General features: G+C 64.2%; 25 protein-coding genes and 3 pseudogenes. 19 read left to right on the forward strand and 9 right to left on the reverse strand.

Features of this window, described 5'->3' with window-relative positions; genetic code table 11:
- Positions 1-14: 14 nt before the first annotated feature.
- Entirely contained in the window at positions 15-1,553 is a 1,539-nt protein-coding gene (locus tag RA167_RS01385) for a DUF3108 domain-containing protein (RefSeq protein ID WP_237574370.1), read from the reverse strand.
- 80 nt (positions 1,554-1,633) lie between these two features.
- Positions 1,634-2,332, reverse strand: a pseudogene (locus RA167_RS01390) (IclR family transcriptional regulator domain-containing protein); the annotation flags it as partial.
- A gap of 61 nt (positions 2,333-2,393) precedes the next feature.
- Between RA167_RS01390 and RA167_RS01395 the strand changes: the two are divergent.
- The 5 genes from RA167_RS01395 (at position 2,394) to rfaE2 (ending at position 7,778) form a co-directional block, all read left to right on the forward strand.
- Positions 2,394-3,230 carry an enoyl-CoA hydratase/isomerase family protein gene (locus tag RA167_RS01395; RefSeq protein WP_076785988.1) on the forward strand — a complete coding sequence of 279 codons (837 nt, stop codon included), beginning with the start codon at positions 2,394-2,396 and terminating at the stop codon, positions 3,228-3,230.
- Between the two features lie 46 nt (positions 3,231-3,276).
- Positions 3,277-4,839 (forward strand): PhaM family polyhydroxyalkanoate granule multifunctional regulatory protein, encoded by a 1,563-nt coding sequence (locus RA167_RS01400; protein WP_076785989.1) that lies wholly within the window; start codon positions 3,277-3,279, stop codon positions 4,837-4,839.
- A gap of 310 nt (positions 4,840-5,149) precedes the next feature.
- Entirely contained in the window at positions 5,150-6,160 is a 1,011-nt protein-coding gene (locus RA167_RS01405) for a MerR family transcriptional regulator (RefSeq protein WP_083706015.1), read from the forward strand.
- Positions 6,161-6,415: 255 nt separating this feature from the next.
- On the forward strand, positions 6,416-7,294 hold the full coding sequence (locus RA167_RS01410; protein WP_076785990.1) for a ferritin: 879 nt from the start codon (positions 6,416-6,418) through the stop codon (positions 7,292-7,294).
- A gap of 4 nt (positions 7,295-7,298) precedes the next feature.
- A complete protein-coding gene (rfaE2, locus tag RA167_RS01415) occupies positions 7,299-7,778 on the forward strand; it encodes a D-glycero-beta-D-manno-heptose 1-phosphate adenylyltransferase (protein ID WP_076785991.1) in 480 nt (159 codons plus the stop codon).
- Here rfaE2 and RA167_RS01420 read toward each other — a convergent pair whose 3' ends face one another.
- The 3 genes and pseudogenes from RA167_RS01420 to RA167_RS01430 form a co-directional block, all read right to left on the reverse strand.
- A complete protein-coding gene (locus RA167_RS01420; RefSeq protein ID WP_076785992.1) occupies positions 7,779-8,036 on the reverse strand; it encodes a hypothetical protein in 258 nt (85 codons plus the stop codon).
- Between the two features lie 40 nt (positions 8,037-8,076).
- A complete protein-coding gene (locus RA167_RS01425; protein WP_076785993.1) occupies positions 8,077-8,934 on the reverse strand; it encodes a type III pantothenate kinase in 858 nt (285 codons plus the stop codon).
- A 234-nt stretch (positions 8,935-9,168) separates the two neighbouring features.
- Positions 9,169-10,083: pseudogene (locus RA167_RS01430) on the reverse strand (biotin--[acetyl-CoA-carboxylase] ligase); the annotation flags it as partial.
- A gap of 73 nt (positions 10,084-10,156) precedes the next feature.
- On the opposite strand from RA167_RS01430, the gene RA167_RS01435 reads away from it, so the two are divergent.
- The 8 genes and pseudogenes from RA167_RS01435 (at position 10,157) to RA167_RS01470 (ending at position 16,758) form a co-directional block, all read left to right on the forward strand.
- Positions 10,157-11,320 (forward strand): MlaE family ABC transporter permease, encoded by a 1,164-nt coding sequence (locus tag RA167_RS01435; protein ID WP_076785994.1) that lies wholly within the window; start codon positions 10,157-10,159, stop codon positions 11,318-11,320.
- A 7-nt stretch (positions 11,321-11,327) separates the two neighbouring features.
- A complete protein-coding gene (locus tag RA167_RS01440; RefSeq protein WP_076785995.1) occupies positions 11,328-12,284 on the forward strand; it encodes an ABC transporter ATP-binding protein in 957 nt (318 codons plus the stop codon).
- Between the two features lies 1 nt (position 12,285).
- Entirely contained in the window at positions 12,286-13,245 is a 960-nt protein-coding gene (locus RA167_RS01445; RefSeq protein ID WP_076787620.1) for an MlaD family protein, read from the forward strand.
- Positions 13,246-13,298: 53 nt separating this feature from the next.
- Positions 13,299-13,955, forward strand: coding sequence for an ABC-type transport auxiliary lipoprotein family protein (locus tag RA167_RS01450; RefSeq protein WP_076785996.1), 657 nt, complete (start codon positions 13,299-13,301; stop codon positions 13,953-13,955).
- A 73-nt stretch (positions 13,956-14,028) separates the two neighbouring features.
- Positions 14,029-14,364, forward strand: coding sequence for a (2Fe-2S) ferredoxin domain-containing protein (locus RA167_RS01455; protein WP_076785997.1), 336 nt, complete (start codon positions 14,029-14,031; stop codon positions 14,362-14,364).
- A 4-nt stretch (positions 14,365-14,368) separates the two neighbouring features.
- Positions 14,369-15,013, forward strand: a complete 645-nt coding sequence (locus RA167_RS01460; protein WP_076785998.1) for an alpha/beta hydrolase — start codon at positions 14,369-14,371, stop codon at positions 15,011-15,013.
- A 178-nt stretch (positions 15,014-15,191) separates the two neighbouring features.
- Positions 15,192-16,399 (forward strand): annotated as a pseudogene (locus tag RA167_RS01465) (D-alanyl-D-alanine carboxypeptidase family protein).
- Positions 16,400-16,488: 89 nt separating this feature from the next.
- Positions 16,489-16,758, forward strand: a complete 270-nt coding sequence (locus RA167_RS01470) for a DUF493 family protein (protein WP_076786000.1) — start codon at positions 16,489-16,491, stop codon at positions 16,756-16,758.
- Positions 16,759-16,893: 135 nt separating this feature from the next.
- On the opposite strand, the gene RA167_RS01475 is transcribed toward RA167_RS01470, so the two are convergent.
- Complete coding sequence (locus RA167_RS01475; protein WP_076786001.1) at positions 16,894-17,835, reverse strand: transcriptional regulator GcvA; 942 nt, start codon at positions 17,833-17,835, stop codon at positions 16,894-16,896.
- A 157-nt stretch (positions 17,836-17,992) separates the two neighbouring features.
- On the opposite strand from RA167_RS01475, the gene RA167_RS01480 reads away from it, so the two are divergent.
- From RA167_RS01480 to lipA, 3 genes are all read left to right on the forward strand, one after another.
- Positions 17,993-18,319, forward strand: coding sequence for a DUF2917 domain-containing protein (locus RA167_RS01480; RefSeq protein ID WP_076787622.1), 327 nt, complete (start codon positions 17,993-17,995; stop codon positions 18,317-18,319).
- A gap of 102 nt (positions 18,320-18,421) precedes the next feature.
- Complete coding sequence (gene lipB, locus RA167_RS01485; RefSeq protein ID WP_076787626.1) at positions 18,422-19,120, forward strand: lipoyl(octanoyl) transferase LipB; 699 nt, start codon at positions 18,422-18,424, stop codon at positions 19,118-19,120.
- Positions 19,121-19,154: 34 nt separating this feature from the next.
- On the forward strand, positions 19,155-20,168 hold the full coding sequence (gene lipA / locus RA167_RS01490; protein ID WP_076787624.1) for a lipoyl synthase: 1,014 nt from the start codon (positions 19,155-19,157) through the stop codon (positions 20,166-20,168).
- A 91-nt stretch (positions 20,169-20,259) separates the two neighbouring features.
- Here lipA and RA167_RS01495 read toward each other — a convergent pair whose 3' ends face one another.
- Positions 20,260-20,775 carry a TlpA disulfide reductase family protein gene (locus RA167_RS01495; protein ID WP_076787629.1) on the reverse strand — a complete coding sequence of 172 codons (516 nt, stop codon included), beginning with the start codon at positions 20,773-20,775 and terminating at the stop codon, positions 20,260-20,262.
- Positions 20,776-21,060: 285 nt separating this feature from the next.
- Here RA167_RS01495 and RA167_RS01500 point away from each other — a divergent pair, with 285 nt between their 5' ends.
- Positions 21,061-21,522 carry a hypothetical protein gene (locus tag RA167_RS01500; RefSeq protein ID WP_237574367.1) on the forward strand — a complete coding sequence of 154 codons (462 nt, stop codon included), beginning with the start codon at positions 21,061-21,063 and terminating at the stop codon, positions 21,520-21,522.
- Positions 21,523-21,955: 433 nt separating this feature from the next.
- Here RA167_RS01500 and RA167_RS01505 read toward each other — a convergent pair whose 3' ends face one another.
- Both RA167_RS01505 and RA167_RS01510 read right to left on the reverse strand, forming a co-directional pair.
- Entirely contained in the window at positions 21,956-23,488 is a 1,533-nt protein-coding gene (locus RA167_RS01505) for a YifB family Mg chelatase-like AAA ATPase (RefSeq protein WP_076786002.1), read from the reverse strand.
- Between the two features lie 54 nt (positions 23,489-23,542).
- Positions 23,543-23,800, reverse strand: a complete 258-nt coding sequence (locus tag RA167_RS01510) for an accessory factor UbiK family protein (RefSeq protein WP_076786003.1) — start codon at positions 23,798-23,800, stop codon at positions 23,543-23,545.
- A 395-nt stretch (positions 23,801-24,195) separates the two neighbouring features.
- On the opposite strand from RA167_RS01510, the gene RA167_RS01515 reads away from it, so the two are divergent.
- Both RA167_RS01515 and RA167_RS01520 read left to right on the forward strand, forming a co-directional pair.
- Entirely contained in the window at positions 24,196-24,534 is a 339-nt protein-coding gene (locus RA167_RS01515) for a P-II family nitrogen regulator (protein WP_076786004.1), read from the forward strand.
- 71 nt (positions 24,535-24,605) lie between these two features.
- Complete coding sequence (locus RA167_RS01520; protein WP_076786005.1) at positions 24,606-26,108, forward strand: ammonium transporter; 1,503 nt, start codon at positions 24,606-24,608, stop codon at positions 26,106-26,108.
- Positions 26,109-26,332: the final 224 nt, after the last annotated feature.

A 26,332-nucleotide genomic window follows, 5' to 3' on the forward strand; every position in this document is an offset into this window, starting at 1 on the left:
GCGAAGCATCCGCGCTACGGTTGCGCCGGTGCTTGCCATGGCGATGATTCAGCATGGCCTATGCCCGGCACAGATGTGGGTGCATCGGCGGTCGCGGGCGCCGGACGCTTCTGAGCAGGCTCGGCCGGGGCGACGGTCTTTTCTTCGGACATGCCGGTCGCCTCGGATAGGATGGGCCGGCCTGTCCCGCTGTTCGCCGGCAGCTTGCCGTGCCACAGTAATTCGACTTGCGTGCCGTTTGGCTCGGTTTGCACTAGCCTGACCGGCAAGTAATCGAGCATGGGGCAGAGCCATACGTTGATGCGTCGTCGGTCGCCATTGCGGCGTGGCAGGCGCATGAAATGTAATGCATCAACGAATCCTTGCCGAGTCTGCACCGATTCGGTGCCAATCATCTCGATCGACCAGGTCTCGCCACTGTCGCTGTCGGCGACGAAAAACTGACGCGCGACGCCCGGTGTATAGGCCGACGGGTTACCGCGCACGAGGCTGGCTAATTGCATCACCATGCTGAAGCGGTCTTGCGCGCCGTCGGACAGTGGCACGATTTGAGGCGAACGCGAGAACGCGATGCGTCCCGGCTGCGTGTCGCGCTCAAAGCGCGTCGTATCGGTGCCTCGGCGCCCGCGCTGTTCCACGTAGCGTTGTGGCGCGAGCCCGAATGCGTCGACGCGGCCCTCGCTGGTGAAGCTGTATGTGCCCACGAACGGCAGCGTCATCGAGACGACCATTTGGTAACGTGTGCCATTGGTGGTCCAACGCAGCGTGCCAGCCTGATTTTGCACGCCGTTGTAGAAAGTGTCGTACCGGATATCTGCGCTCGGGGGCAGCGCGAATTTTTCGCCGCCGGGCGTGAGCGGCGCGGAGGCCGGCGACAGGGCTGAGGCGGCTGATGTGCTCGAAGCGGTCGAAGTACCAGAAGTAGCCGAAGTAGCCGAAGCATCGGCTGCGCGCGACGCCTCGTCCAGCGGCGACGCGCCGCTCGCCACCGCGTCGCGCGTGGCCGGCTGCGGTTGCCAGCTGGCGCCGTATTCGCCGGCGAGCGGGCCGCGTGTGCCGGCAAAGGCCTGTGCGGCCTTGTCAGCCGGTGTGTGCGGGGTCAGCGCGCCCGGCCCGGTGTTGTCTTTCGCGCGCGGTGTCCGGGCGGGCGGCAGGCCAGCGGTGTCGGCGCGCGTAGCACGGGACGTGTTCGGCTGTGGTACCACCGCTTGCAAGACATCGCTGGACGGCAGGGCTGCCGCGCTGGACGGCGAGAGAGGCGCCGCGTGTGGCGCATCACCGGTCACCGACGCGGCGCGCTCGTGCTGCATCGCCGAGTCGATCGGCCGCGGTATCAGCACGGCGACCTGGATGGGGATCTCGCTCGGCATCAGTGCGGGGTGCAGTCCAGGCACGCGTTCTAACCACACGCCAGCTAGCGCATGGGCGAGCAATACCAGCGCCAAGGTGACGACCCAGCGCGTGGCTGGCCCGCGTGCATGCCGGCGGCATGAGTGGCTGGCAACGATCGTGCTGGGCCGCCGCGATGCGGCGTGCGAAGACAATTCCGCCATGGATTTCCAAGCAGGCGGGCACTACGCGTTGCATGCGCGATCGTACCCCAGTTCATAGGACAGCCATTGCATAGGACAGCCATTGCATAGGACAGCCATTGCGCGCAGTCGCGCAGCGCCACGTCGATTTCGCCGCCCCAGCGGATATCAAACGTGCCTTCCTGTCCGGCCGCGATCAGCGCGAGCGCTCCAGTGGCATCGAACACTGGCCTGCAGAACGCATAGAGCGGCGGCAGCAGCATGCCCTGCGTCCGTGCGGCACCGTGTTTGCGAACCGTGGCAAATAGCGCTTTGGCATCCGCTGCGTGCGCGGGGCATTGGGCAGTTGCGACGCGCGTGCATCGCGCAGTTCGTGCTCGATTATCGCCGCTGCACGGCAGGTAGGTAGCAAACAGTCGCTCAGTGGCCGAACTGAGCAATGGCATTACATCGCCGAGCTTGAGCGAGGCTTTGGCTGGATGGCTCAACTCCGTCCAGTGTACGACAGTCGGCCCTGATTGCCCCAAACTGCGATGCCCACCGTCTGGTCGAGCTGATCACGTAGTCTGGTCAATGCGATTCGCGAGCTTCATGCCGTCCACGCGCACGAGTCGCGCCAGGCCCATCTGCAGCGTAAAGTCGCCGAGTTCGTAGCGCTGTGCCAAATCGCGCAGCATCATTGCATGTGGTTTGTTGATCAACACCGCGAGCAGCTTAAAGCCGACCTCGATCGACTGAATGCCAGAGCGCACCTTGTCTTCGCCGATATCACCGCGCTCGTTTTCAACTTCCTCTCCCATTGTGGCGGGCGTCTGCTAGTGTTCAGACTATCGGGCGTGCCGCCCGCTTCCGGACAGGCCGATGAACGATTTTCCGAACGACCTACACTACGCCCGCTACGAAGCGCTAAAGCTGCGCCGACACGAGCATGGGATTCTCGAAGTGATCATGAGTGGTGAAGGGGCCAACAAGAGCGCGTTGGCCACCGCCGATGAACGGATGCATCGCGAACTGGCGGATATCTGGCGCGACATCGACACTGATCCGCACACACGGGTAGCGATCATCCGCGGCGAAGGTAAGGGATTCTCCGGCGGCGGCAATCTGGCATTGGTCGAGCAGATGGCCAACGACTTCCAGGTGCGCGCGCGGGTATGGCGCGAGGCGCGTGACCTCGTCTACAACCTGGTTAATTGCAGCAAGCCGGTGGTTTCAGCGATGCACGGTCCGGCGGTGGGGGCTGGCCTGGTGGCCGGCTTGCTCGCCGATATTTCAATCGCCGCGAAAAGCGCGCGCATTATCGACGGACATACGCGGCTGGGTGTGGCCGCCGGCGATCACGCGGCGATCGTCTGGCCGCTGCTGTGTGGCATGGCCAAGGCCAAGTATCACCTGCTGCTGTGCGAGCCGGTGTCCGGCGACGAAGCCGAGCGTATTGGCCTGGTGTCGCTGACGGTCGACGATATCGACCTGGTGCCGAAGTCCTTTGAGCTGGCGCAGCGATTGGCCAACGGCTCGCAAAGCGCCATCCGTTGGACCAAGTACGCGTTGAACAACTGGCTACGCAGCGCCGGCCCGACGTTCGATACATCGCTGGCGCTGGAATTCCTCGGCTTCGGTGGGCAGGACGTGCACGAAGGCATTCATTCGCTGCGCGAGCGTCGCGCGCCACGGTTTCCAGACGGTGCGCCGTTCTGACTGGACGATGCCCATTATGACCGAGTGGCAGAGGGAGGCAGGATCAATGAGCGAGTCAGGCGACAATAACCCATTTTCGTCATTCCCGCAGTTTTCGCCGAATGCCGGCTATCAGATGTTCGACAGCTTGCTCAAGCTGATGCGCATGCCGGACAGTTTTGCAGACGGCGGCGGGTCGACGTCGTCACCGCTCGGGCCCAGGCCGGATATCGTCGCGCAGCTGATGAGCGTCGAGGAGCTCGATAAGCGCATCATCGATCTTCAAGCGGTCGAACAGTGGCTCAAGCTCAACTTGTCGATGCTGCAGTCGATGATCCAGGCGCTGCAGGTGCAACGCTCGACGCTTGCGACGCTGCGCGCGTTCGGCGCATTCGTGCAGGCGCCGATGACGTCTGCGCCGGACGGCGCGTCTGGCGCAGGCCGTCCGTCGGGCGAGTCCGGCATAAGTGGCGATGCGCGCGGTGAGCCATGGTCGCCGCCGGCCGCAGCGGGTCAAGCAAACGAAGCAAACGAAGCAAACGGAGCAAACGGAGCAAACGGAGCAAACGGAGCAAACGGAGCAAACGGAGCAAACGGAGCAAACGGAGCAAACGGAGCGGATGATGCCCGGCGGACCGGCTCGCATGCGGCGCCTGCGGCTGACGATCCCCCAGAGCAAGCGGCGGCCGCGGATCCGTTTGCGTTCGCAAGGGCGTTTTACGATGTCGCGAGCGATGTGGTAAAGGGTGCGATGGAAGGCGCGGCCGGCGCCACCAGACCTGCCGACGCGGACCCGGCCGCCCCTGGCGAGGCATCGCCGCAACGGGACGCGCCGGCGGCGCACGGGATACGGGCGGCGCAGACGGGCGAACCGGTTGCCGGACAGCGGGGGCCCGATACGCAGGACGGCGCGCCAGCGGATCGCCGTACACCGGATACGTCGCGGGGTGAAGCCGCCGCCGCTGCCGCGGCGGCTGGTGCCGGCGAGCGCGCGGCCGCGTCCAGGGCTGGCGAGCCGCTCGACGTGTCAGCCTGGTGGAACTTGCTGCAGACGCAGTTCGAGCAGATTGCCCGGTTCGCGGTTGCGCCGCATACGATGCCCGGTGCATCGGTGTCGGCCGACGATATCAAGGAAGCGATGCGGCAGCGGGTCGACGAGGGGCTGGGGTGTTCGTCGCCGAGCGCTTCGGCGGGAGCGGGCCGATCCGCTACAAAGGTCCGCGCGCTGTCCAAGCGCGCGGCAGCAGCTGCAAGCGGATCGGCGACCCAGGGCGGCGCCATGGCGGAAAGCGGGATGGCTTCAAGCGGCACGTCGGTGGCGGCAGGCAAGTCGGCGAGGCGCAGCGGCTCGGCGAAGCACGGTGGCTCGGCGAAGCACGGCGGGTCCGCTGCGAAGGATAAATCTGCGACGCGCATCAAGTTGGCGACGGCGACGGGTCGCAAGGTCCCAACGGCTCGCAACGCTGCCACTCATGGTAACGCCACGAGTGGCACGGCCACGACAGGCAATAAGGCCGTGACTGGCAGTAGCGCCGACGCGGACAATAGGCCGTCAGCGGCCCGCAGGCGCACCAAGGGAACAATGCCGGCGGCCAGCGTGCGCGGGCGCCGCGGCCGGACCGCCGAATAGCACCGGACATCGATGCCGGATGCTCCTGCGCCGCTGGCTGCCCGACCCTTGCGTAGATCGGCCAGCAGACCGTGGCCAGCGTGTTGCTCGACCTGTAGACCGCCATCGTCATACCCCATGATGTGGCCGGCACCTGCGAACCAAACGAACCCATCTTGCCCTATTGTCCGGGATTTGTCCGCGTATAGCTGCGAATTTGTCGGTTACAAACCGCTTTCTTCTGTCCCCAAAAGCGTGAATTAGGGTTAGGATTGGCGGCCACGTTTGAACAATAAGGGGCGCGCCGCATTGGCGAAGCTTCACGACACCTATGGCCAAGCACATTTCCGCCGATGGGCAAACGGCAGAGGCAGCAGATTGGGGGCCGGCGCATGGCGACGGCGCGAGTGGCCGGATGCACAATGACGATACTGGCGTGCCCGAGCCGTCACTATCGCCGGTCGGCATTGGTGCCCTTGCCCATGAAATCGGTTTGACGAAGGATACGTTGCGCGTCTGGGAGCGCCGATACGGTTTTCCTCGGCCGCTGCGCAACACGGGTGGCGAACGCCTGTATCCGGCCGAGCAGGTCCGCAAGCTGCGGCTTGTGAAGCAGTTGCTGGAGGCCGGGCATCGTCCGGGCAACGTGTTGCTGCATTCTGAGTCGGTTTTGCGTACGATGGTGCGCCAGAGCACGCCGGTGTCACCCCACGTGGACTTGGTGCCGCTGCTCGAACTGATCGATACCGAGCGTTGGCCGGCGCTGCGCGACGAACTGATGTGGCGCCTGGTGCGCGTGGGCATCGAGCGCTTCATCGACGAAATCGCGATCCCGCTTGGCGCGCGGGTAGTCCAGGCGTCGGCGGGCGGATCGCCGAGCGCCGCGCATGCGCCGGCACTTGGACAAGTGCTGCAGGACGTTTTCCGACGTGCGGTGCGGCTGCTCACGGATGGCGTACGGGGCCGGCCCTGCGCGTTACTGGCAGCGGTCCCGGGCGCGGCGCATGATGTGCAACTGGCGATGATGGAAGTCTTGTTTGTGCTCTCCCGCTGCCGTTGCACGGTGATGAGTGCTGATGTATCGATTGATGAGATCGCCGACGCGGCGCGCGCTAGCGATGTTGACATGGTCGTGTTATCGATGGCAGCCGCACCCGACGCCGAGTCTGCGGCGCGCGCGGCCAGCGAGCTGCAGACTCGGCTGCCGCCGCAAGTGCAATTGTGGACCAGCGGCGGCAACGTCCCGCGCCGCCTCGCGCAACAGGGGATCCAACACTTGGTGTCGATGACGCACATCGATAGTGCAGTCGCGCAGTGGCGTCAACACCGCGTGCTATCATAATTGGAACGCCGCACATTGGCGCCCGCCGCACATTGGCGCCGCGCAACAGCCAAACACGATGGATAACAGACGCTGCGTGGCAACGCGGATTCTCTCTCGGAAGGCGTCGCCCGCTGCGGCATTTTTCCGCACCTGGGCGGGCCGCGCTCACGTAAAATCCTGCGTTTGCCCGTCTGCCGGGTCGAACCATGCGGCGCACGATATCGATGACGGGCGCAACGCAGTCTACGCTTTTCAGGTTGATAGGGTGGCACCATGAACACCATGCTTTATCCGGAACTCTACCGCTCGCTCGAATCGGTTCGCTGGGATATGGAAAAGGACATCCCGTGGGACAAGTTCGATGGGTCGATGTTGACTGACGAACAAGCGAACACAATTAAGATGAACGCGATCACCGAATGGTCCGCGTTGCCGGCGACGGAGATGTTCCTGCGCGATAACCATAACGACAGCGACTTCTGCGCGTTTATGAGCGTCTGGTTCTTTGAGGAACAAAAGCATGCGCTGGTATTGATGGAGTATCTGCGGCGCTTCCGCCCCGAGTTCGTGCCGACCGAGCAGGAGTTGCACGCGGTGCGCTTCCCGTTCGACCCGGCGCCGCCGCTGGAAACGCTGATGCTGCATTTCTGCGGCGAGATCCGGTTGAACCACTGGTACCGCCGTGCGGCCGAGTGGCATACAGAGCCGGTAATCAAGCACATCTACGAGACGATTTCACGCGACGAGGCGCGGCATGGCGGTGCCTACCTTCGGTATATGAAGAAGGCACTGGCCACGGCCGGCGACTCCGCGCGCGCCGCATTCGCGAAAATCGGCGTGCTGATGGCGTCGGCTCGGCGTACCGAGAAGCCGCTGCACCCGACGAACCTGCACGTGAACCGACAGTTGTTTCCGCGGGACACCGTGCAATCGCGACTGCCCGACCCGGAATGGCTTGAGCGCTGGCTGGACGAACAGATCCGATTCGACGACACGTGGGAAAAAAAGGTGATCGAGCGGATCCTGCACAATTTGTCGCTGCTGTTCGAGCGCACGTTCACGACGGCGCAGGAATTGAACCGTTACCGCAAGGAGTTGGTGGCGCGACTGCAGCGCGATACCGACGTGAGCGGCACAGCGCAGCCGGCGTAGGCCCATGCCGGCTTCATTCGAGCGCAAGATCGTCGAGTGGCAAACGTTGCTCGGGTGCCGAGCCTCGCTCGGTGCGCCGGTCGTGTTCACCAATGGTGTGTTCGATATCCTGCATCGAGGGCATGTGACGTATCTAGACGATGCCCGCGCGTTGGGCGCGTGCCTGGTGGTCGGCGTCAACAGCGATGCGTCGGTGCGGCAGCTCGGCAAGGGCGACGATCGCCCGATCAATGTGGAAGCGGACCGCATGGCGTTGCTTGCCGCGCTGGAAAGCGTTGATTACGTTGTGTTGTTCGACGAGCCGACGCCGATCGAGTTGATCCGCGCGTTGCGCCCGGACATTCTGGTCAAGGGCGGCGACTATGACATGGACAAGCTGCCGGAATCGGCATGGGTGCGCAGTTGGGGCGGCCGCGCACTAGCGATTCCGTTTGAGCACGACCGCTCGACGACGAAGCTGTTGCAGCGCGTACGCTCCCGCTGATCACGGGCTGAGCGCGTACGCGGCCATCCCCGAATCCTGGCCCGGCCCGCCGATCACCGGCTGTGGCTGTGGCTGTGGTTGCGGTTGCGGCTGTGCCGGGTCGAGCGGCTGGGCGCGCAGTGCATCCGGACGTACTTGGCTGCTCCGGCGAAACGGCTCCCTGGGACCGGCCGCCGGAGCCGGGCCAAACGCGCCACTGAGCGTCACGAATCCGAGTACGTTCGCCACTAGCAATCCTGCAATCAACCAGCGCAGCATCTGCGATTCTCCGTGCTTCTTCTCTAGAGGGGCCGCTGCGTCAGGCGCCGTGCCTGTGCGCCGTCACCTCGTCCTGCGCAATCAGCGCGAGCCCAGACAGTATCAAATGATCGTGCCGCGTGTGCGGCACAGTCAGCGCTGGCGCCAACGCGTCGGCGGCGCCGCCGCCAAGCACCATGCGTACCGACGCGCCGCCGAGTTCAGCACGCCATGTCAAGTAAGCATGCTCGATCAAGCCGGTTTGTGCGAGCGCACATCCGGCGCACAGCGACGCGGGCGTGTCGGCGCCGAACGTCAGGCCCGGCTTGCCGGCCAGCGCGGAGCGTGCGCCCGCCGGCGTCAGCGTCGGCAACTGCGCGGTATGCTCGCCGAGCGAGCGCATCATCAATGACCATCCCGGTGCAATCAAACCGCCGACAAAGATGCCGTCAGCGCGCAGCGCTTCGATCGTTGTCGCGGTGCCGAGCGTGACGATCAGCAGATGCTCACGCGGGTAGGCCGCACGTGCCCCGATCATGCCGGCCCAGCGATCGGTGCCCAGTTGTGCCGGCTCGCCATATCCGTTTGTCACCCCGCACTGCGAGCGGCGCGATACGATGGTCGTGCGTGCGATGCCTGGCCAGCGCGCATCGAGCATCGTCGACAGGCGCGCGGCGACGTGCTGGCCCGCAACGTTGGAGATCCAGATATCGGCTGGTGTCGGCAAGTCGTCCCACTGCAGTTCCGCCGCGCGTGCGGCGACGTCGCCCTGCGCGTCGTCTAGCGGGTTTTCGTGCGAGAACGCGCCGAGTTGCCGCAGACTGCCATCGGCATGCACCAGCGCCCATTTGGTGCGGCTATTGCCCGCGTCGATCACCAGGCGGTGGCCGGTCGTGCCGGCAAGGTCAGAATCGATCATGGCGGCTTACGCGTCGTCGTTGTGCGGCTGTTGTTCACGCGCGCATCCGGTAGCGGGCGGTTTGCCAGCGCCCGGGAGCGCGGGGGCGGGCGCGTCGGACGCGGGCACGCCGCCGGGGGGCAATCCGGACGGACGCAGTCCTGCGGTGGATACGGCAGCCGTTGGCAGTGCGCCCGTGCCCGCACCGCAAGTAGACGAACCGGGCGCCGGCTGCGCCGGCGCATCGATGCTTGCGGCAAGCCGCAGCGACACGTCGCCTGTGGCGATTGCCCGGATTGCTTGTGGCGTGCGTATCAGCAATTGTCCTTGTTCGTCAACGCCGTATGCGGTGCCGCGTGCCATCTCGTCGCCTTGCTCCAAGACGACGACTTCCTGGCCTGCATACGCATGCTCGGCGATCCAGGCGTCACGGAACGGCTCGAAGCCATGCCGGCCGAAGCGCTCCAGTCCGACTGCCAGCGCATTGAGCACTGCGCCGAGCACGGGGGTGAGCGCAGCATGCGGCCACGCGCGGGATAGTGCACCAGGCATGGTCGGCAGCGTGGCGCGAAGCGTTTCGTGCAACGACGCAATCTGCTGCTCCAACTCGTTGGCGCCATTGATGTTCAGGCCCACGCCGACTACCAGCGCGGTGGCGTCGCGCGTACTCCATACGGTTTCCACGAGCACGCCGGCTAGCTTTGCGCCGTCCAACAGGATGTCGTTTGGCCACTTGAGTGAGAGCCTCCCGCTGTCATCCAGCGGCAGAGTACGCAGCCCGTCCACGATCATTGCACCGAGCGCCAGGCTCAGCCCGGCGAGCCGGGCTGGCGCGCGCGGCATCAAGTAGCCGAGCGAGAACAGCAGCGCATTGCCCGGGGTGGCCAACCACGGCCGGCCGCGCCGCCCTCGTCCCGCCGTCTGCGAATAGGCAACGCGCACGCTTGGCTCGAACGGCACGCCGCGTGCTTTTTTCAGCCGTGCGGCGAGATCCGCGTTGGTCGAGCCGGTCTCGTAGACTACCTCGATTGCCCAGCGCGAAGGCCATGGGTCGAGCAGCTCGAGGAGTCGCTCGCGTTCGATGTGGCGGGCCGCCGGCCGCGGATCGCCGCTGGCGGTGGTCTCACCCGGGATGCCGGGCGAATCTTGGAGGGAAGAAGGATCGGACATCTTGCTATTGTAGCGAGGCTGTGCTGCGCCTTTCGATACAATGACGCTACGTTGACCCTTTGCCGTGCCCGCTTTGGATTTCGAGACGCCGCCGCTGCTCACTATCGATGCCGTAAAACCGAGCCAGGACCGGTCCGTGCCGTCAGGTACGGCGATTCGCCTAGGTGGCCAATGGACCGCGCTCTCGCTGGCGCTGGATCAACGGCGCGGCGGCATCGCAGCCAAGCTGCGCACGATGCACGACGCGGCGGCCCGGGCCGATACGCTGTGGGACCTGTCGCCAATCCAGAGGCTGGATCATGTCGGCGCACAGGCGCTGTGGCAGATTTGGGGACGGCGCTTGCCGCCCGGCATCAGCTTGACCAGTACGCAGCGCGAGATCTTCAACCGGATCACGCTGCTTGAGGCAACGCGGGAACCGGCCGAGCCGGCGGCGGCAATCGATCCGATCACACGGCTCGGGCTCGCTATGTTCGATTTTGCCGGGCACCTGCGCGACGGCATCACACTGCTCGGTGGCCTGGTGATGGATGGCGGCAGGCTGCTGCGTGACCCGCGCCGCATCCCGTGGCGCGAGATCTCCGCAAACGTCTACGCGGCCGGTGCGCAAGCACTGCCGATCACCGCGCTGGTTGCATTTCTGATCGGCATCGTACTGTCGTATTTGTCCGCACAGCAACTGAGGTTGTTCGGCGCGAACGCTTACATTGTCAACATCCTTGGGCTGTCGATTATTCGGGAGCTTGGCCCGGTGCTGGCGGCGATTCTCGTGGCCGGCCGCTCCGGCTCGGCGATCACCGCTCAGCTGGGCGTGATGCGCGTGACCGAGGAGTTGGACGCAATGCGCGTGATGGGGATCTCGCATGGGCTGCGGCTGATTTTTCCGCGGGTGATCGCGCTGGGTGTCGCGATGCCGTTGCTCGTGATGTGGACCGACGCGATCGCGCTGACCGGCGGGATGCTGGCCGCGCAACTGGTGCTCAATATCGACATGAGCTTCTTCATCCGTTCGTTGCCGAACGTGGTGCCGGTGGCGAATTTGTACATCGGCCTGGGCAAGGGCGTGGCGTTCGGCATGCTGATCGCGCTGGTCGGTTGCCACTTCGGCTTGCGCATCAAGCCCAATTCGCAAAGCCTGGGCGAGGGAACGACCACGTCGGTCGTGTCTTCGATCACGGTCGTGATCCTGGCCGACGCGGTGTTCGCAATCATGTTCCAACGGATCGGGTTGTCGTGAGGCGTGCATGATCCGACCGCACGCGCTGACCTCGATGGCCCTCGCACACGGCGCGCCGCCGGTGGCCGAGCCTGTTATCGAGGTGACCGACCTGACCAAGCGCTATGGCCGTACGGTAATCCACGAGCACCTGGACCTGGAGGTGCGGCGCGGCGAGATCGTATCGCTGGTCGGTGGTTCCGGCTCCGGCAAGACGACGCTGATCCGGCAGATTCTCGGGCTTGAGGCGCCAAGTTCGGGCACGATCCGCATCTTCGGCGAGGATACCGCGACGATGAGCGAGCACGCGGCCCGATTGCTACGCAGCCGTTCGGGCATGTTGTTTCAGCATGGCGCGCTGTTTTCCGCGATGACGGTTTTCGACAACATCGCACAGCCATTGCGCGAACTGGGCAAGATCCCGCCGGCGCTGTTGTCGGATATCGTCATGCTGAAGCTCGAAATGGTCGGGCTGTCGGGCCGGCACGCAACCAAGATGCCGGCCACGCTGTCCGGCGGGATGGTCAAGCGCGTGGGCATGGCACGCGCGTTAGCGTTGGAGCCGGAACTGCTGTTCCTGGACGAACCGACTGCCGGCCTGGATCCCCAGGCCTCAGAGGAGTTCGTCGAGTTGATTGCGACGCTGCATCGCGCGCTCGGCCTGACGGTGGTGATGGTCACGCACGACCTGGACACGATGGTGTCGTTGTCCACGCGTGTGGCGGTGCTGGCCGATCGCAAGGTGATCGTCGCGGCGCCGCTCGAGCAAGTTGCCGGCGTCGACCACCCGTTCATCCGCGAGTATTTTTTGGGCATGCGCGGCCGTCGTGCACTGCAGGCGCTGCCAGCGTCGCGCCGTGCCAAGCTGCCGGCGGACGCGCTCGAGCCGATACCCGACGACGCATTGCTCGAAGTCGAGCATGCCGCCCGGCGTGGGCATCGCGGCGAGCATCGTCGACCGGGCGTTGGCGTGGAGGGAAGCTGAGATGGAAAACAAGTCACATGCATTCTGGGCCGGGCTGTTTACGATCGTGCTGCTGGCGGCGATCGTGTTGACGATCGCGTGGTTCAGCATGGATCGCACCGAGCGCGTTCCGTATGACTTGGTCGCCACGACGAATGTAACCGGTCTGCGCGCCGACGCGGCGGTGCGCTATCGCGGACTGGCGGTCGGCAAGGTGCAGAACATTCACTTCGACACGCACCGCCCCGGCCGGATTGTGATCCGCATCCTCGTGGACAAGCGCGTGCCGTTGACCAACTCGAGCTTCGCGTCGCTCGGCTTTCAGGGCGTGACTGGATTAGGCTTTATCCAGCTGGATGATACCGGCGACGATCCGCACCCCCTGAGCTCGTCCAACGAGAACGTCGCGCAGATTCCGATGCGGCCTGGCTTGGTCGACGATTTGCAGCGGCATGGCGTGGCCTTACTCAATCAAATGGAGAAGATTGCGGTCAACCTGCAGCAAATGACCGACGAACCGAACCGTCGGCAATACTTGGCCACCGCGCGCAGTATCCAGGATGCGGCCAGCGGTGTGGCTGCGCTCACGCAGCACCTGGAGCCGGTGACACGCAAGCTGCCGGGTATGATCGACGAGCTGAACCGGACGATGGGTTCGGTCAACATGCTGGCGACCAGCCTATCCAACCCTAATGGACCCGTTGCGGCCAATCTGAATCGGGTGGGCCAGGCGGCCGAGCAGGCGGGTGTGGCATTGGCGCAGCTTAATACATCGATGCAGGAGCTGACCGCGCGAGTCGGCTACGAGACGTTGCCCCGCGTGAATTCGCTGGCCGACGACGTCAGGCAGGCCATGCGGTCGGTCAACAGCGCGGCAGGCGCGATCAACGCGAATCCGCGCGCACTACTGTTCGGTGCACCATCGCCCGAGCCCGGGCCCGGCGAGCCGGGTTTCTCGTGGTCGTCCGGCTCCCCGCACTAACGCGCGCACGTTGCCGCACTGCACGGTGGGCGTCCATTCGACAAGGATCATCGATGTCATTACGTATTATTGGTTCGCTTGCGGTGTTGCTGGGTGCGTTCACGTTCGGCGGATGCGGCACGGCCGGACACCGCGCTTCGCCGGTGGCCTATCGCTACGATCTCGGCGCGCCGGCCATGGCGGTGTACCCCGGTCCCATGAGCCCGAACGCGGCGGCATCTCGCGCCGGCGCCGCGTCGCCGGCGTTCGGTCCGTTTAAGCTGGTTGACATGGGCGCGCCGGCGGGCTTGGATTCGGACGGCATCGTCTACCGGCTCGCCTATGCGCACGCGCAGCAGCTGCGCACTTACACGTCGAACCGCTGGACCGCGACGCCGGCACAGTTGCTGACGCAACGTTTGCGCGCACTGCTCGGCGCACGCGGCGTGGTGGTTTCGCCCGGCGACCCGGTGTCGGCACCGGTGTTGAGGGTCGAGTTGCTGGACTTCGAGCAGATCTTCGACAAGCCCGGCGCGAGCCGTGGCGTTGTCGCGTTGCGTGCGACGTTGCTGCGGCGGGGCGGACAGTTCATGCAGGCGACGTTCCGCGCTGATGCGCCGGCGCCGTCCGCCGATGCGATCGGCGGTGTGCGCGCCCTCGCGCAGGCCAGCGACGTTGCGCTGTCGCAACTAGTTGACTGGCTGGCCAGTCAGCCGGCGCTCGCGCGCTGAGCGACGGGGGCACGGCGTGCCGGTTGCCCCGTCGTTATAATTGACTCAATGCCGATGGCGGGACCGCTTTCCAATGACTTCTTTTTATCAGCACCATGTTTTCTTCTGCTTGAACCAGCGCGATCCGGGCGAGCGCCCGAGTTGCGCAAACTGCGGTTCGCAAGCGATGCAGGAATACGCGAAACGGCGTATCAAGGCGTTGGGCCTTGCCGGCGAGGGCAAGGTGCGCATCAACAAGGCCGGGTGCCTGGATCGGTGCGAGCTTGGTCCTGTGCTGGTCGTGTACCCCGATGCGACGTGGTACACCTATGTTGATGAAGCGGATATTGACGAGATTATCGATTCGCATCTGGTCGGCGGCCGGATCGTCGAGCGCCTGTTGATCGACGCGCCGCGCGGCGGAGTGTGACCGGATGAACGCGCAAACGCAGAAGTATCGGATCGATGGTCCGGTCGGCAAGATCGAGATCGCGATCGATCGTCCGGATCGTGGCGACGCGGGGGGCGAGCCACGTGGGCTGGCGTTGGTTGCACATCCGCATCCGCTGTTCGGCGGCTCGTTAGACAACAAGGTCGCGCAGACACTGGCGCGCACGTTGGTGCAACTCGGCTACGTGGCGGTGCGACCGAACTTCCGCGGTGTCGGTGCCACCGAAGGCGAGCATGATGACGGGCGCGGCGAGCAGGATGACCTGATTGCAGTGATCGATCACGCGCGCATGCTGCCGGGGCTGGCCGGTGTGCCGCTGGTACTGGCGGGTTTCTCGTTCGGCACATTCGTGCTGTCACACGTGGCGCAGCGACTGCGCGAACGCGGTGACGCGATCGAGCGCATGGTATTCGTTGGGACCGCGGCGAGCCGTTGGCAGGTCGCTGACGTGCCGTCCGACACCATCGTGATTCACGGCGAACTCGACGATACGGTGTCGATTGCGTCAGTGTACGATTGGGCGCGGCCACAGGAACTGCCGGTCGTGGTGATCCCGGGTGCCGAGCATTTTTTCCACCGCAAGCTGCACATCCTGAAGCGAGTGATTGCCGAGCGCTGGCGCGTATAATGGGTGCCGCGTCGCTGCCGCTGCACAGGCGGGGGGCGCATCACCCGTGCCGAGCCGGTGTTGGTTCGCCGCGTGGACACGAACGCTTGGTTCGTTCGCCAGTCCAATCGGCTTGCGCCGCGGGCCGCCGTAGCGGGCCGCTTCCCGAACTCCCCCGTTTAACGTCGATTCGATTGCTATGCGTTTGACCTTTGTCCCGACCGTTGTCGCCCGCGCGGCAACGCTCGCGTGCGTGCTGCCTGCCGCACTCGCCGCTTCCGCTCTGATTGTTCCCGCCGACGCGCTCGCGCAAGTGCCGCCTCCGGCTGTCAATGCGCGCTCGTGGGTGCTCGTCGATGCCAGCAGCGCGCAGACGCTTGCGTCGGCCAATGCCGACGAGCGGGTCGAGCCCGCTTCGTTGACCAAGTTGATGACCGCGTACTTGGTGTTCGATGCGTTGAAGACCAAGAAGATCTCGATGGACCAGACCGTGATCCCGAGCGAGGCGGTGCGTCGCGTGCGCGCGGACGAGTCGCGCATGTTCATCGAGGCGAACAAGCCAGTGACCGTGCACGACCTGGTGTACGGGATGATCGTGCAGTCGGGCAACGACGCGGCGATCGCGTTGGCCGAACTTGTTGGCGGCAGCGAAGCGCACTTCGTGCAGATGATGAACGAGGCGGCGCAGAAGCTGGGCATGAAGAACACGCATTACGCCGACGTAAATGGCATGCCAAATCCCCAGCACTACACGAGCGCGGCCGACCTGGCCGTACTGTCAGCGCACCTGATTCGAGACTATCCTGAGTATTATCCGATCTTTGCAGTCAAGGATTTCACGTACAACAAGATCAAGCAGCCGAACCGCAACCGTCTGCTGTGGATCGACCCGACCGTGGACGGGGTTAAGACCGGCCATACGAAGGCGGCCGGCTTTTGCCTGATCGCCAGCGCGAAACGGCCGCTGCCGGGGGTGCCGGACGCGTCGCGCCGGCTGGTGAGCGTGATGATGGGCGAGCCTAAGGAGCACGATCGCACGCAGGACAGCCTGAAGATGCTGAACTACGGCTACGCGGCGTATGACACGCTGCGCCTGTACAAGGCCAATCAGGTCATCGATTCGCCGCGCGTGTACAAGGGCCAGCAGGACGCGGTGCCGGTCGGCGTCAAAAGCGACCAGTACATCACGGTTCCGAGGGGGGGAGCGACAAGATCAAGCCGGTGCTCGAGCGCCATGGTCCGCTGGTCGGCCCGATCGCCGACGGGCAGGTGGTGGGCACGGTGAAGGTCGTCGCCGATGGCAAGGTACTGACGCAGTTCCCGGCCGTGGCGCTGCAAGCCGTGCCGCAGGCCGGCATCTTCGGGCGCTTGTGGGATTCGGCGCTGCTGACGCTGGCCAAGAAGTAAGCCGAGGATTAGGCGATCGGCCGCCGAGGCCGGCGCGCCCCGCGCGGGTGCGTCGTATGCATGAAACCGAGGATTGAAGGAACACTGTCATGAACTCATCCAGCGAATCACTGCTGCAGTTTCCGTGCGACTTCCCGATCAAGGTGATGGGCAAGGCGCACCCGCAGTTCCAGCAAGTCATCGTTGAGGTGATTCGGCAATTCGATGCCGAGTTCGACGACAGCCGGGTCCAGAGTCGGCCGTCCAACGGCGGCAACTACGTCGGCCTTACGGTGACTGTGCGTGCGACCAGCCGTACACAACTCGATGACCTTTACCGGGCGCTGACCGGGCACCCGATGGTGAAGGTCGTGCTATGACAACTGGGCGAGCGTCGTGCGCGGATAATCGTCGTGCGTGGCGCGCCGTCGCGATGCAACGCGGTGGCTAGTGCCGCCATCGCGCGGCTGCACCCGTAACGCGTTGTGTGGCGCCGATGTGCGCTGATGTAGCACTTACGCGGCGGCCGCGGACAAGGGTACGCCGCTCGGGCATTGCGCGTACAGGGCGCGAAAGCGCCCGGCTTCCTCGTGCAGCCATTCGCGTAACACCGCGACCCGGCGTGTCTCCAGCAGCGGTGCTGGACAGACGAACCAGTACGTCCCCGGGCTGGGGCCGTCTATGTCGAATAGCCGCACGAGCCGACCGTTGATCACCTCTTGCATCGCCAGCGAGCGGCGCACCAGCGCAATGCCCTGTCCCTCCAGCGCGGCTTGCAGCAGCATCGACGAGTCCTGGTATAGCACCCCGCGCCGCGGCTCGCTCCAGCCGCTCAGACCCGCCGCCTGAAACCATGGACCCCACATCTCGTCGTCGTTGCGCAGCAACGTCAGGCCGGACAGGTCGGCCGGCGTTTTCGGCAGCCGGCCGCCGTTGAAGTCGGGCGTGCATACGGGGAAAAACACCTCGTCGAGCAACGGCTCGACGAACAACCCCGGATAGTTGCCGCCGCCAAAACGCAGCGCAACGTCAACATCGTCCCGGTTGAAGTGCGTGATCGCGTTGGTGGACAGCAGCTCGACGTCGATTTCCGGGTGCCGCTCGATAAAGCGTCCGATCCGCGGCGTCATCCAGCGTGCGGCAAACGGCGGCAGCACGCTGATCACGAGCCGGCGTTGTCGGTCACCGGCGCGAACCGCATCGGTGGCCGCGGCAATGTCGAACAGGGCGGCGCGCACCTGGGCCGCATAGCGGCGCCCGCAGTCGGTCAACGCGACCCGCTTGCCATCACGCTTGAACAGCGGCATGCCGAGTTCGGCCTCCAGCGCACGGATCTGATGGCTGATCGCGCTGTGCGTCACGAACAGTTCCTGCGCGGCGCGCGAAAAGCTCTCGAGCCGGGCTGCGGCTTCGAAAGCCTTCAACGTGCCTAGATTGGGCAATTGGCGCAGGTCCATGGCGGTTCCTCTTCGATAGGTGGCGGGCGTCGCGGCGCTGGCCGTGCTTGTTAATTATGCTCACAAGCCGGCGAAAAAACATCGCTTTGCGCCGGGGCTGGCCATCGCTACGATTCTAGTTATCCTGGTGCATCCGGGGCGTGGGCAGGAGCGTACGATGAAACCCCTTTATTCAAGCATCACGTTCGAGGTTCAACCCGGGCAGACCGTGCCATTGCGCGTGAGCCGGGGCGTGGCGCTCACCATCGAAGGCGAGCGCGTTTGGATCACCCGCAGCGCGGACGAGCACGACTATTGGGTGGCCCCAGGCGAATCGCTGTCGCTGCGGCCTGGCGAGTTGATGTGGCTCGGCACAGAAGGCACGCGCACGGCGCGGGTGACCGTGGCTCTGCGCCCTCACTATGCTCAACGCGTTGCGTCATGGTGGTCGCGACGGCTGTCCGCCAGCCGGTTCAGCTGGCATACCGGATGGCTGTTAGTCTGATTGTCGCGGGTACGGGCGGGCGGACTCGCTTTTCGGTAAACTGACGGGATCATGCCCGCGCCGTCATTTGAATTTAACACCGAGCTTGTCGCATTGGCGGCGATGTCCAACGATGTCGTCGTGTGCTGGCGTGGCCTCGAGCCCTACGAAGCGAGCTTCGACGCGATGCGCGCGTTCACCGCCGCACGCACGCCGCTCACTACGGATGAAATCTGGCTGGTTGAACACCCGCCGGTCTACACGCTGGGCCAAGCCGGCGATCCGGCCCATCTGCTGGCCGCGCATAACGGTATCGCGCTGGTCCAGGTCGATCGCGGCGGGCAGATCACCTACCACGGGCCGGGCCAAGTCGTCGCGTACCTGCTGGTCGACCTACGGCGGCGCCGGCTATGGGTTCGTGACCTGGTGACGCGCATCGAGCAGGCGGTGATTGACACGCTGGCAGCGTATAATATAGTCGGTGAGCGCCGGATCGGCGCACCAGGCATCTATGTCGCCGCCGGATCTACGCATCGCCATGCCGGTGCGAAGATTGCAGCGCTTGGCCTGAAAATCCGCAATGGCTGTTCGTATCATGGCGTGAGCCTTAACGTGCGGATGGATTTGCAGCCGTTCCGCGACATCAACCCATGTGGCTACGTTGGTCTCGAAACGATCGATATGGCTTCGCTCGGCGTGTCGGCGTACTGGCACGACGTGGCACGAACACTCGCCGAGCGGCTGACCGGCAACCTGCCGCCGGTTGCCGTCGCCGCATCGCCCGATGCAGCACGCGAAAGGGGCAACCCCGTGGTTGGCTGAGCAGGATGCGGCCGCCACTGCACTGGATTTCGACATGACGATTGCTGTTCCCGACCCATCCGCCACCCTCGCCGCATCTGCGGCGCACGCTTCTTCCGCCACCTACGATCCGAGCGCGAAGCAGAAGGCTCAGGCCAAGACTTCGCGGATCCCGATCAAGGTCGTGCCGATCGACAAGCTGAAGAAGCCGGATTGGATCCGCGTGAAGGCCGCGACCGGCAACTCCCGCTTTTACGAGATCAAACAAATCCTGCGCGAGCACAACCTGCACACGGTTTGCGAAGAAGCCAGTTGCCCGAATATCGGCGAATGCTTCGGCAAGGGGACGGCGACGTTCATGATCATGGGCGACAAGTGCACGCGCCGTTGCCCATTCTGCGACGTCGGGCATGGGCGACCGGATCCGCTGGATGTCGACGAGCCGGTGAACCTGGCACGTACCATCGCCGCGCTCAAGCTGCGCTACGTCGTGATCACCAGCGTGGACCGCGACGACTTGCGCGATGGCGGCGCCGGGCATTTTGTTGAGTGTATCCGGCAGGTGCGGGAGCTGTCACCGCAAACCCGGGTCGAGATCCTGACGCCGGACTTCCGAGGCCGGTTGGACCGCGCGCTGACCATTCTCAACGCAGCGCCGCCGGACGTGATGAACCACAATCTCGAAACCGTGCCACGACTATACAAAGAAGCGCGTCCAGGCTCCAACTACGCACACTCATTGAAGCTGTTGAAGGACTTCAAGGCACTGCATCCAGACGTCGCGACCAAGTCGGGGTTGATGGTCGGGCTCGGCGAAACCGAGGAGGAGATCTTACAGGTCATGCGCGACTTGCGGGCGCACGATGTCGACATGCTGACGATCGGCCAGTACCTGCAACCCTCGGAGCACCATCTGCCGGTGCGCGCCTACGTGCATCCGGACACCTTCAAGATGTACGAGCGAGAAGCCTATGCGATGGGTTTCACGCACGCGGCCGTCGGCGCAATGGTGCGCTCTAGCTATCACGCGGACGTACAGGCGCAGGGCGCGGGTGTCGTCGCGGGCTGAAGCAGCGGGCGCTATCGCCGGGTGACGCGCGGGCGTCGTCGCGAACCGAGAGAGGGGGCCGGTCCACCAGGTTGCCTGCGCAGGCCTATTGTCAGGCTGCCAGCGCTTTTTCCAGCAACTGGTCGAGTTCTGCGAATTGCGGCGGACCGACATAACGTTTCAGGATCTGGCCGTTGCGGCCGATCACGAACGTGGTCGGTGTCAACTGGACGTTGCCAAACTGTTTAGCGGCGGAACCATCATCCATCGCCACCTTGAACGGCAGTTGCCGCGTTTGCGCATAGTTGGCCACGTACATCGGCGGATCGTATTGCATCGCGACGGCAACGAATTCGAGACCCTTGCCCTTGAACCGGTTGTACGTGTCGACCATCTGCGGCATTTCCTTCACGCACGTGTCGCAACTGGTCGCCCAGAAGCTGACCAGATAGACCTTGCCCTTCAGGTCCTCGGTGGTCAGCTTCTGACCGGACAGCAGCGTGAAGCTTGCTACGGGTGCCTGCTTGTGCGTACTAAAAGCGAAATACGCACCGACGGCCAGCGCGATGGCGACAAGCGCGGTTGCGATCCATGAACGGGATGGGCGGGAAGTGGCGGGCTGGCTCATCGGCGTATTTTCGGCTGACACAACGCCGGTGGCGTCGCTGGATAGCATAACAACGATAGCCGACATTCTATCGCTGATTCGCGGTACCCGTGAGGCGTGCGTGCCCGCTGTGGCCTGATCGGCGCGTCGGCGATAATTGTCGTTTTTTTGCGTTATGCCGCGTCGATCTCCAGCCGTGGCTGCGCGACGGGGGCTGGTCCAATGTTAAACCGACGTTTATGCTGGATGATATGGGTTATTTCTCTGCTGATAGTCGCCTGTTCGCCACAATTTGACTGGCGCACGGTGCGCAACGACGAGGGCCACTATACGGTGATGCTGCCGGCCAAGCCGTTGCTTGACGAGCGAGTGCTTACGATCGCCGGGCACACGCTGAAGATGCAAATGCAAACGGCGACGGTCGGCGACGCGATGTTCGCCGTTGGGGCCGTGACGCTTCCCGCCGACGATCCCGCGCTTCGTGCGCAAGTGCTCACGTACCTGCAAAACGGTCTGGCGCGCAACGTCGGGGCGCAGCCCATGTTGTACGTGGTCCGGAGTCCGGGCAGCCATGACGCCGGGGGTGAAACGCGCATCGCGATGGATGTGGCCGGTCCGGTAGCCCATATGCAAACACAGGAGCAGCGCGTGATCCACGCGCAGTTTGTTGCGCGTGATCGACACGTGTACCAGGCTGCGGTCGTGTCCAGGCGTGAGCTCGACCCAGTGCAGTTGGAACAGTTTTTTGCGTCGTTGAAGGCGGATTGAGGCTCTATTTTTTCAATATCTGGAGCAACCTTGTGGTTGCGCTGCGCACCTATGTTCATTTTTCAAATGAGCTATGGACACTAACCACACGATTCTTATTGGTTTTTAAAGCTGTCCACATACACTGTGGATAACTTTGTTGAAAAGTACCCGGGTCGCGGCTCGGGAGCACGCTGTGACGTCACGTGTAGAGGGGGTAATGTGATGTCAGGCAGTTCATGCATTTCTTTTATTTTCATGGAGTTGCGGTAAACCGTCGGAGATCTGCCGGATTCGGCCCAGAAGCGGTGCCGCTATCAAAACAGGTGTGCATAAGTCAAGGGTTGTTTTCTTCCGAAGGTTGGCTTTCGGGCTGAATTCTCACATGCCGGTGCGCCCGGGCGGGCTATGTGCTCGCATGCGACCGGCGTGCGGTTGTGAGTCGCGGCCAGGATCAGACCGTGATCGACGCGCGCCGGTATTGCACCGCCTCGCCGACGTGGACAGCGAGTACGTCATCGCTCAGATCAAGGTCGGCGATGGTGCGCGCAACGCGGCGTACCTTGTCGAAGGCACGCCCCGACCACCCCAGGCGCTCGCCGCAGATTTGCAGTAACGCTTCGCTGCGCGGATCGAGTGGGCACCAGCGGTTGAGGTCCTCAGCATTCAACGCGCAATTGGCCTTATGCTGGCGTGCCAATTGACGTTCGCGCGCGCGCCGCACACGCGCCGCGATCACGTGGCTCGCTTCGCCGCGCGCGCCGGTGCGGCGGGCAAGCTCGGCGGCCGACAGCGAAGGCACGTCGATGACGATGTCGATCCGATCGAGCAGTGGTCCAGACAGCCTGCCGACATAGCGGGCGATCTGATCGGGCGTGCATCGGCACCGTCCTAGCGGATCGCCGCGCAAGCCGCAAGGGCACGGGTTCATCGCGGCAACCAGTTGACATGCGGCGGGAAAGTCGGTTTGCGCAGCTGCCCGAGAAATCGTGATCTTGCCCGTTTCGAGCGGCTCGCGAAGGGTCTCCAGCACCGCGCGGCTGAACTCGGGCAGCTCATCGAGGAACAGTACGCCCAGGTGCGCTAGTGTGATTTCGCCGGGCCGTGGCGGGTTGTAGCCGCCGACCAGCGCGGCGGCGCTCGCACTATGATGCGGCGCGCGAAACGGACGGCGCCGCCAGTCTGCCGCCGTGAAGCCACGGCCGCTGGCGGACCGCAGCATTGCACAGGCCAGTGCGTCGTCGTCCGACATCGGTGGCAGTATGCCCGGCAGACGTTGCGCCAGCATCGACTTGCCGGCGCCGGGCGGTCCCACCATCAACATGTGATGCGAGCCGGCGGCAGCGATCTCCAGCGCCCGGCGCGCGGCAGGTTGGCCGATCACATCAGCCATATCCGGTGCGGGTTGTGCGGGTAGGGCGACGCCGCTCGGCTGCGCGCGCTCGATGCGAGCCTCGGGCTCGCCTTTCAGATGCGCGACGAGCGTGGCCAGGTCGGCAGCTCCGTACACGGCCACGCCTGGCGCCAGCGCGGCTTCCGCCGCATTGTCCAACGGCACGTACAGTTCCGGGTACGCCGCGTCGGGCCCAGCCTGTCTCGCGGTGCCGCACGCCATCGCGAACGCACCCCGGACCGGCCGCAGCGTGCCGCTGAGCGATAATTCGCCGGCGAATTCGCGGCCGGTCAGTGCATTGCACGGCAATTGCCCGCTCGCGGCCAGGATGCCCAGTGCGATCGGCAAATCGAAGCGCCCGGATTCCTTCGGTAAGTCCGCCGGGGCCAGATTGACGGTGATTCGCCGCACGGGCACGTCGAAACCGCAATGGGCCAATGCGGCCCGCACCCGCTCCCGGCTCTCACGCACTTCCAGGTCAGGCAGCCCGACGATCGCAAACGACGGCAGGCCGTTCGCCAAATGGACTTCGACAGTGACTTCGGGCGCGAGCGCGTGCAACGGCGCGCGGCTGCGGACCACGGCTAGCGACATGGCTCTTCCTTGCGGCATGTCGCCGCCGATCGGAATGTCCCGGAGCTTGCGCGCCTACACGCTGTCCACGCGCGCGGACAGCCTCTGCTCGAGCTCGGCCACACGCCGCTCCAGTTCCTCGAGCCTGAGCCGGGTGCGGGCTAGCACCTGGGCCTGGGTGTCGAATTCCTCGCGCGTGACCAGGTCCAGTTTGGAGAAGCCTTGCGACAGCATCGCCTTGACGTTGCGCTCGACATCCTTCGCCGGCGAGTTTTTCAGCATTTCGCTGAAGCGGGTCTGCAAATCGTTGAACACGTCGTTTGGCTGTTTCATCACTATTCCTCAATCTAAAAGTGGCATAAAGCCCGTGCATTACCTCTGATTGCCGCCATCGCGGCGCGATGTGATGCACGGCGCGTTTTGTCGCACAAATGCACGATTTTGGTGCAAAATCGACCAGTCGCCTGTTTTTGGCGCAGCTCACCGCGGGCGGTTTGGCTGCGTGCCATCCCGGTCGCGCAGCCGATGGAAAGACTCTAGCACGTCCGACACGCCGCGTTGTCACGGTGAGTGCGGCGTTGACCATCCGGTCGAGCCCTGCTGGGCGCAGTGTCCGCGACGTACCACGTTGACACTTTCAAACCACTTGCAGTCCGTGGGCGCAGCATACGGCATGATCATTGCTTTAAGTGGCCCCAGCGCAAGAGGTCAGCCACCAAGAGGATTCCATGAAACTCATTACCGCAATCATCAAGCCGTTCAAGCTGGATGAAGCACGTGAGGCACTGTCGGCGATCGGCGTCTCGGGTATGACGGTGACCGAGGTCAAGGGCTTTGGTCGCCAAAAGGGGCATACCGAGCTGTATCGCGGCGCCGAGTATGTCGTTGACTTTCTGCCTAAAGTCAAGATCGAGGCCGCCGTGGCCGAGGACGTCGTCGAGCAGGCGATCGAGGTGATCGAGTGTGCGGCGCGTACCGGCAAGATCGGCGACGGCAAGATTTTTGTCACGCCGATCGAGCAGGTGATCCGCATTCGTACTGGGGAGACGGGTGCCGACGCGCTTTGACGCAAAGTGTCGGGGCCGCGCAGCGTCTGCAAACGAATTCGAATGAAGGGCAAGGAACAAGAGAAATCACTATGCGTAAGATTTTGAGGACGTTCCTGATAGTCGTATTGCTGTTGGCGGCTGGCATCGGGCTCTCGGCGCCGGCGTTGGCCGACGGCGCGCCGGGTGCCGTTGCAGCGTCCGCGCCCGAGTCGAGCGCGACGGATACGGCCCATGCCGCCAGTGCGGGGCCGGCCCCGACCCCGGTGGCGGCCGAGGCTGAAGCGCCGAGTGCCGCGCCAGCCATGGGCGCCAGCGCCGAACAGGCGGCCAGCGCGCCTGCCGTACCGACGGCACCGGTGGTGCTTGACGCATCAAAGATCAACTCTGGCGACACCGCATGGATGCTGATCTCCACGGCACTCGTGCTGTTCATGACGATCCCAGGGCTCGCGTTGTTCTACGGCGGTATGGTGCGCAAGAAAAACGTATTGGCGACCCTAATGCAGAGCTTTGCGATCACCTGTCTGGTGACGATCATCTGGGTGGTGCTCGGCTACAGCTTGGCCTTCACGCCCGGTAACGCGTTCATCGGCGGGTTCTCACGCGTGCTGCTGTCGGGCATGAGCTTTGTCAAGGGTGACAAGGGCGTCACGCTGACAGTGAGTCATCTGGCCCCGACGATCCCCGAATCAGTCTACATGATCTACCAGATGACTTTTGCGATCATCACGCCGGCATTGATCTGTGGTGCGTTCGCGGACCGGATGAAATTTTCGGCGATGCTGGTGTTCATGGCCCTGTGGTCGATCTTGGTGTACCCGCCGATTGCGCATATGGTGTGGGAGCCGACCGGCTGGCTGTCCGCAGCAGGCATCCTTGACTTTGCCGGCGGCACGGTTGTGCATATCAACGCAGGTATTGCCGGGTTGGTCTGCGCGCTGGTGTTGGGCAAGCGCGTCGGCTACGGCCGCGAGGCGATGGCGCCGCACAATCTAGTGCTGACGCTGGTCGGTACGGCGATGTTGTGGGTGGGCTGGTTTGGCTTCAACGCGGGCTCGGCGCTCGCCGCCGACGGTCGCGCCGGTTTCGCGATGGTAACCACGCAGGTCGCCACGGCCGCCGCGGCGCTCGCGTGGATGTTCACGGAATGGATTGGCAAAGGCAAGCCGTCCGTGTTGGGCATTGCATCCGGTGCGGTGGCAGGTCTGGTCGCGGTGACACCCGCATCCGGCTTCGTCGGCGTATCGGGCGCGCTGAGCATCGGCATCGTGGCCGGCGTGCTGTGCTTTCTGTCGGCGACATGGCTCAAGAACAAGCTTGGCTATGACGATTCGCTCGATGCATTCGGCGTACACGGCGTTGGCGGAATCATTGGTGCGGTTCTCACCGGCGTGTTCGCGCTTAAGGATATCGGCGGCGCCGACGGTAGCGTGATCCTGCAGCTTAAGGGCGTGGTCACCACGCTGATCTACAGCGGCCTCGTGTCGTTCGTCCTGCTTAAGATCATCGACGCGGTCATCGGCCTGCGCGTGACCGAGGAGGAAGAACGTGAGGGACTGGATGTGGTGCTTCACGGCGAGCATGTCGAATGAACCTGTGGCGTGCCCGGCGGGCAGCAGGCACGCCGTGGCGGGCCAATCGCGCAATAGTGAGAAGCGGCACAGCGTTTGACCCGCCGCGAAGCGGGGTTTTTTATATCCGGTTCCCGCCATTGAACGTCAGCCATGAACTTCAGCCGTATCGAGCAGTATTGGCGCTGTATTGAGTAGTATTTGAGCGGCGTCGAGCGGTATTAAACTACATCGAGTGGTAACTC

The organism is Mycetohabitans endofungorum, from assembly GCF_037477895.1.
Taxonomy (GTDB): Bacteria; Pseudomonadota; Gammaproteobacteria; order Burkholderiales; family Burkholderiaceae; genus Mycetohabitans.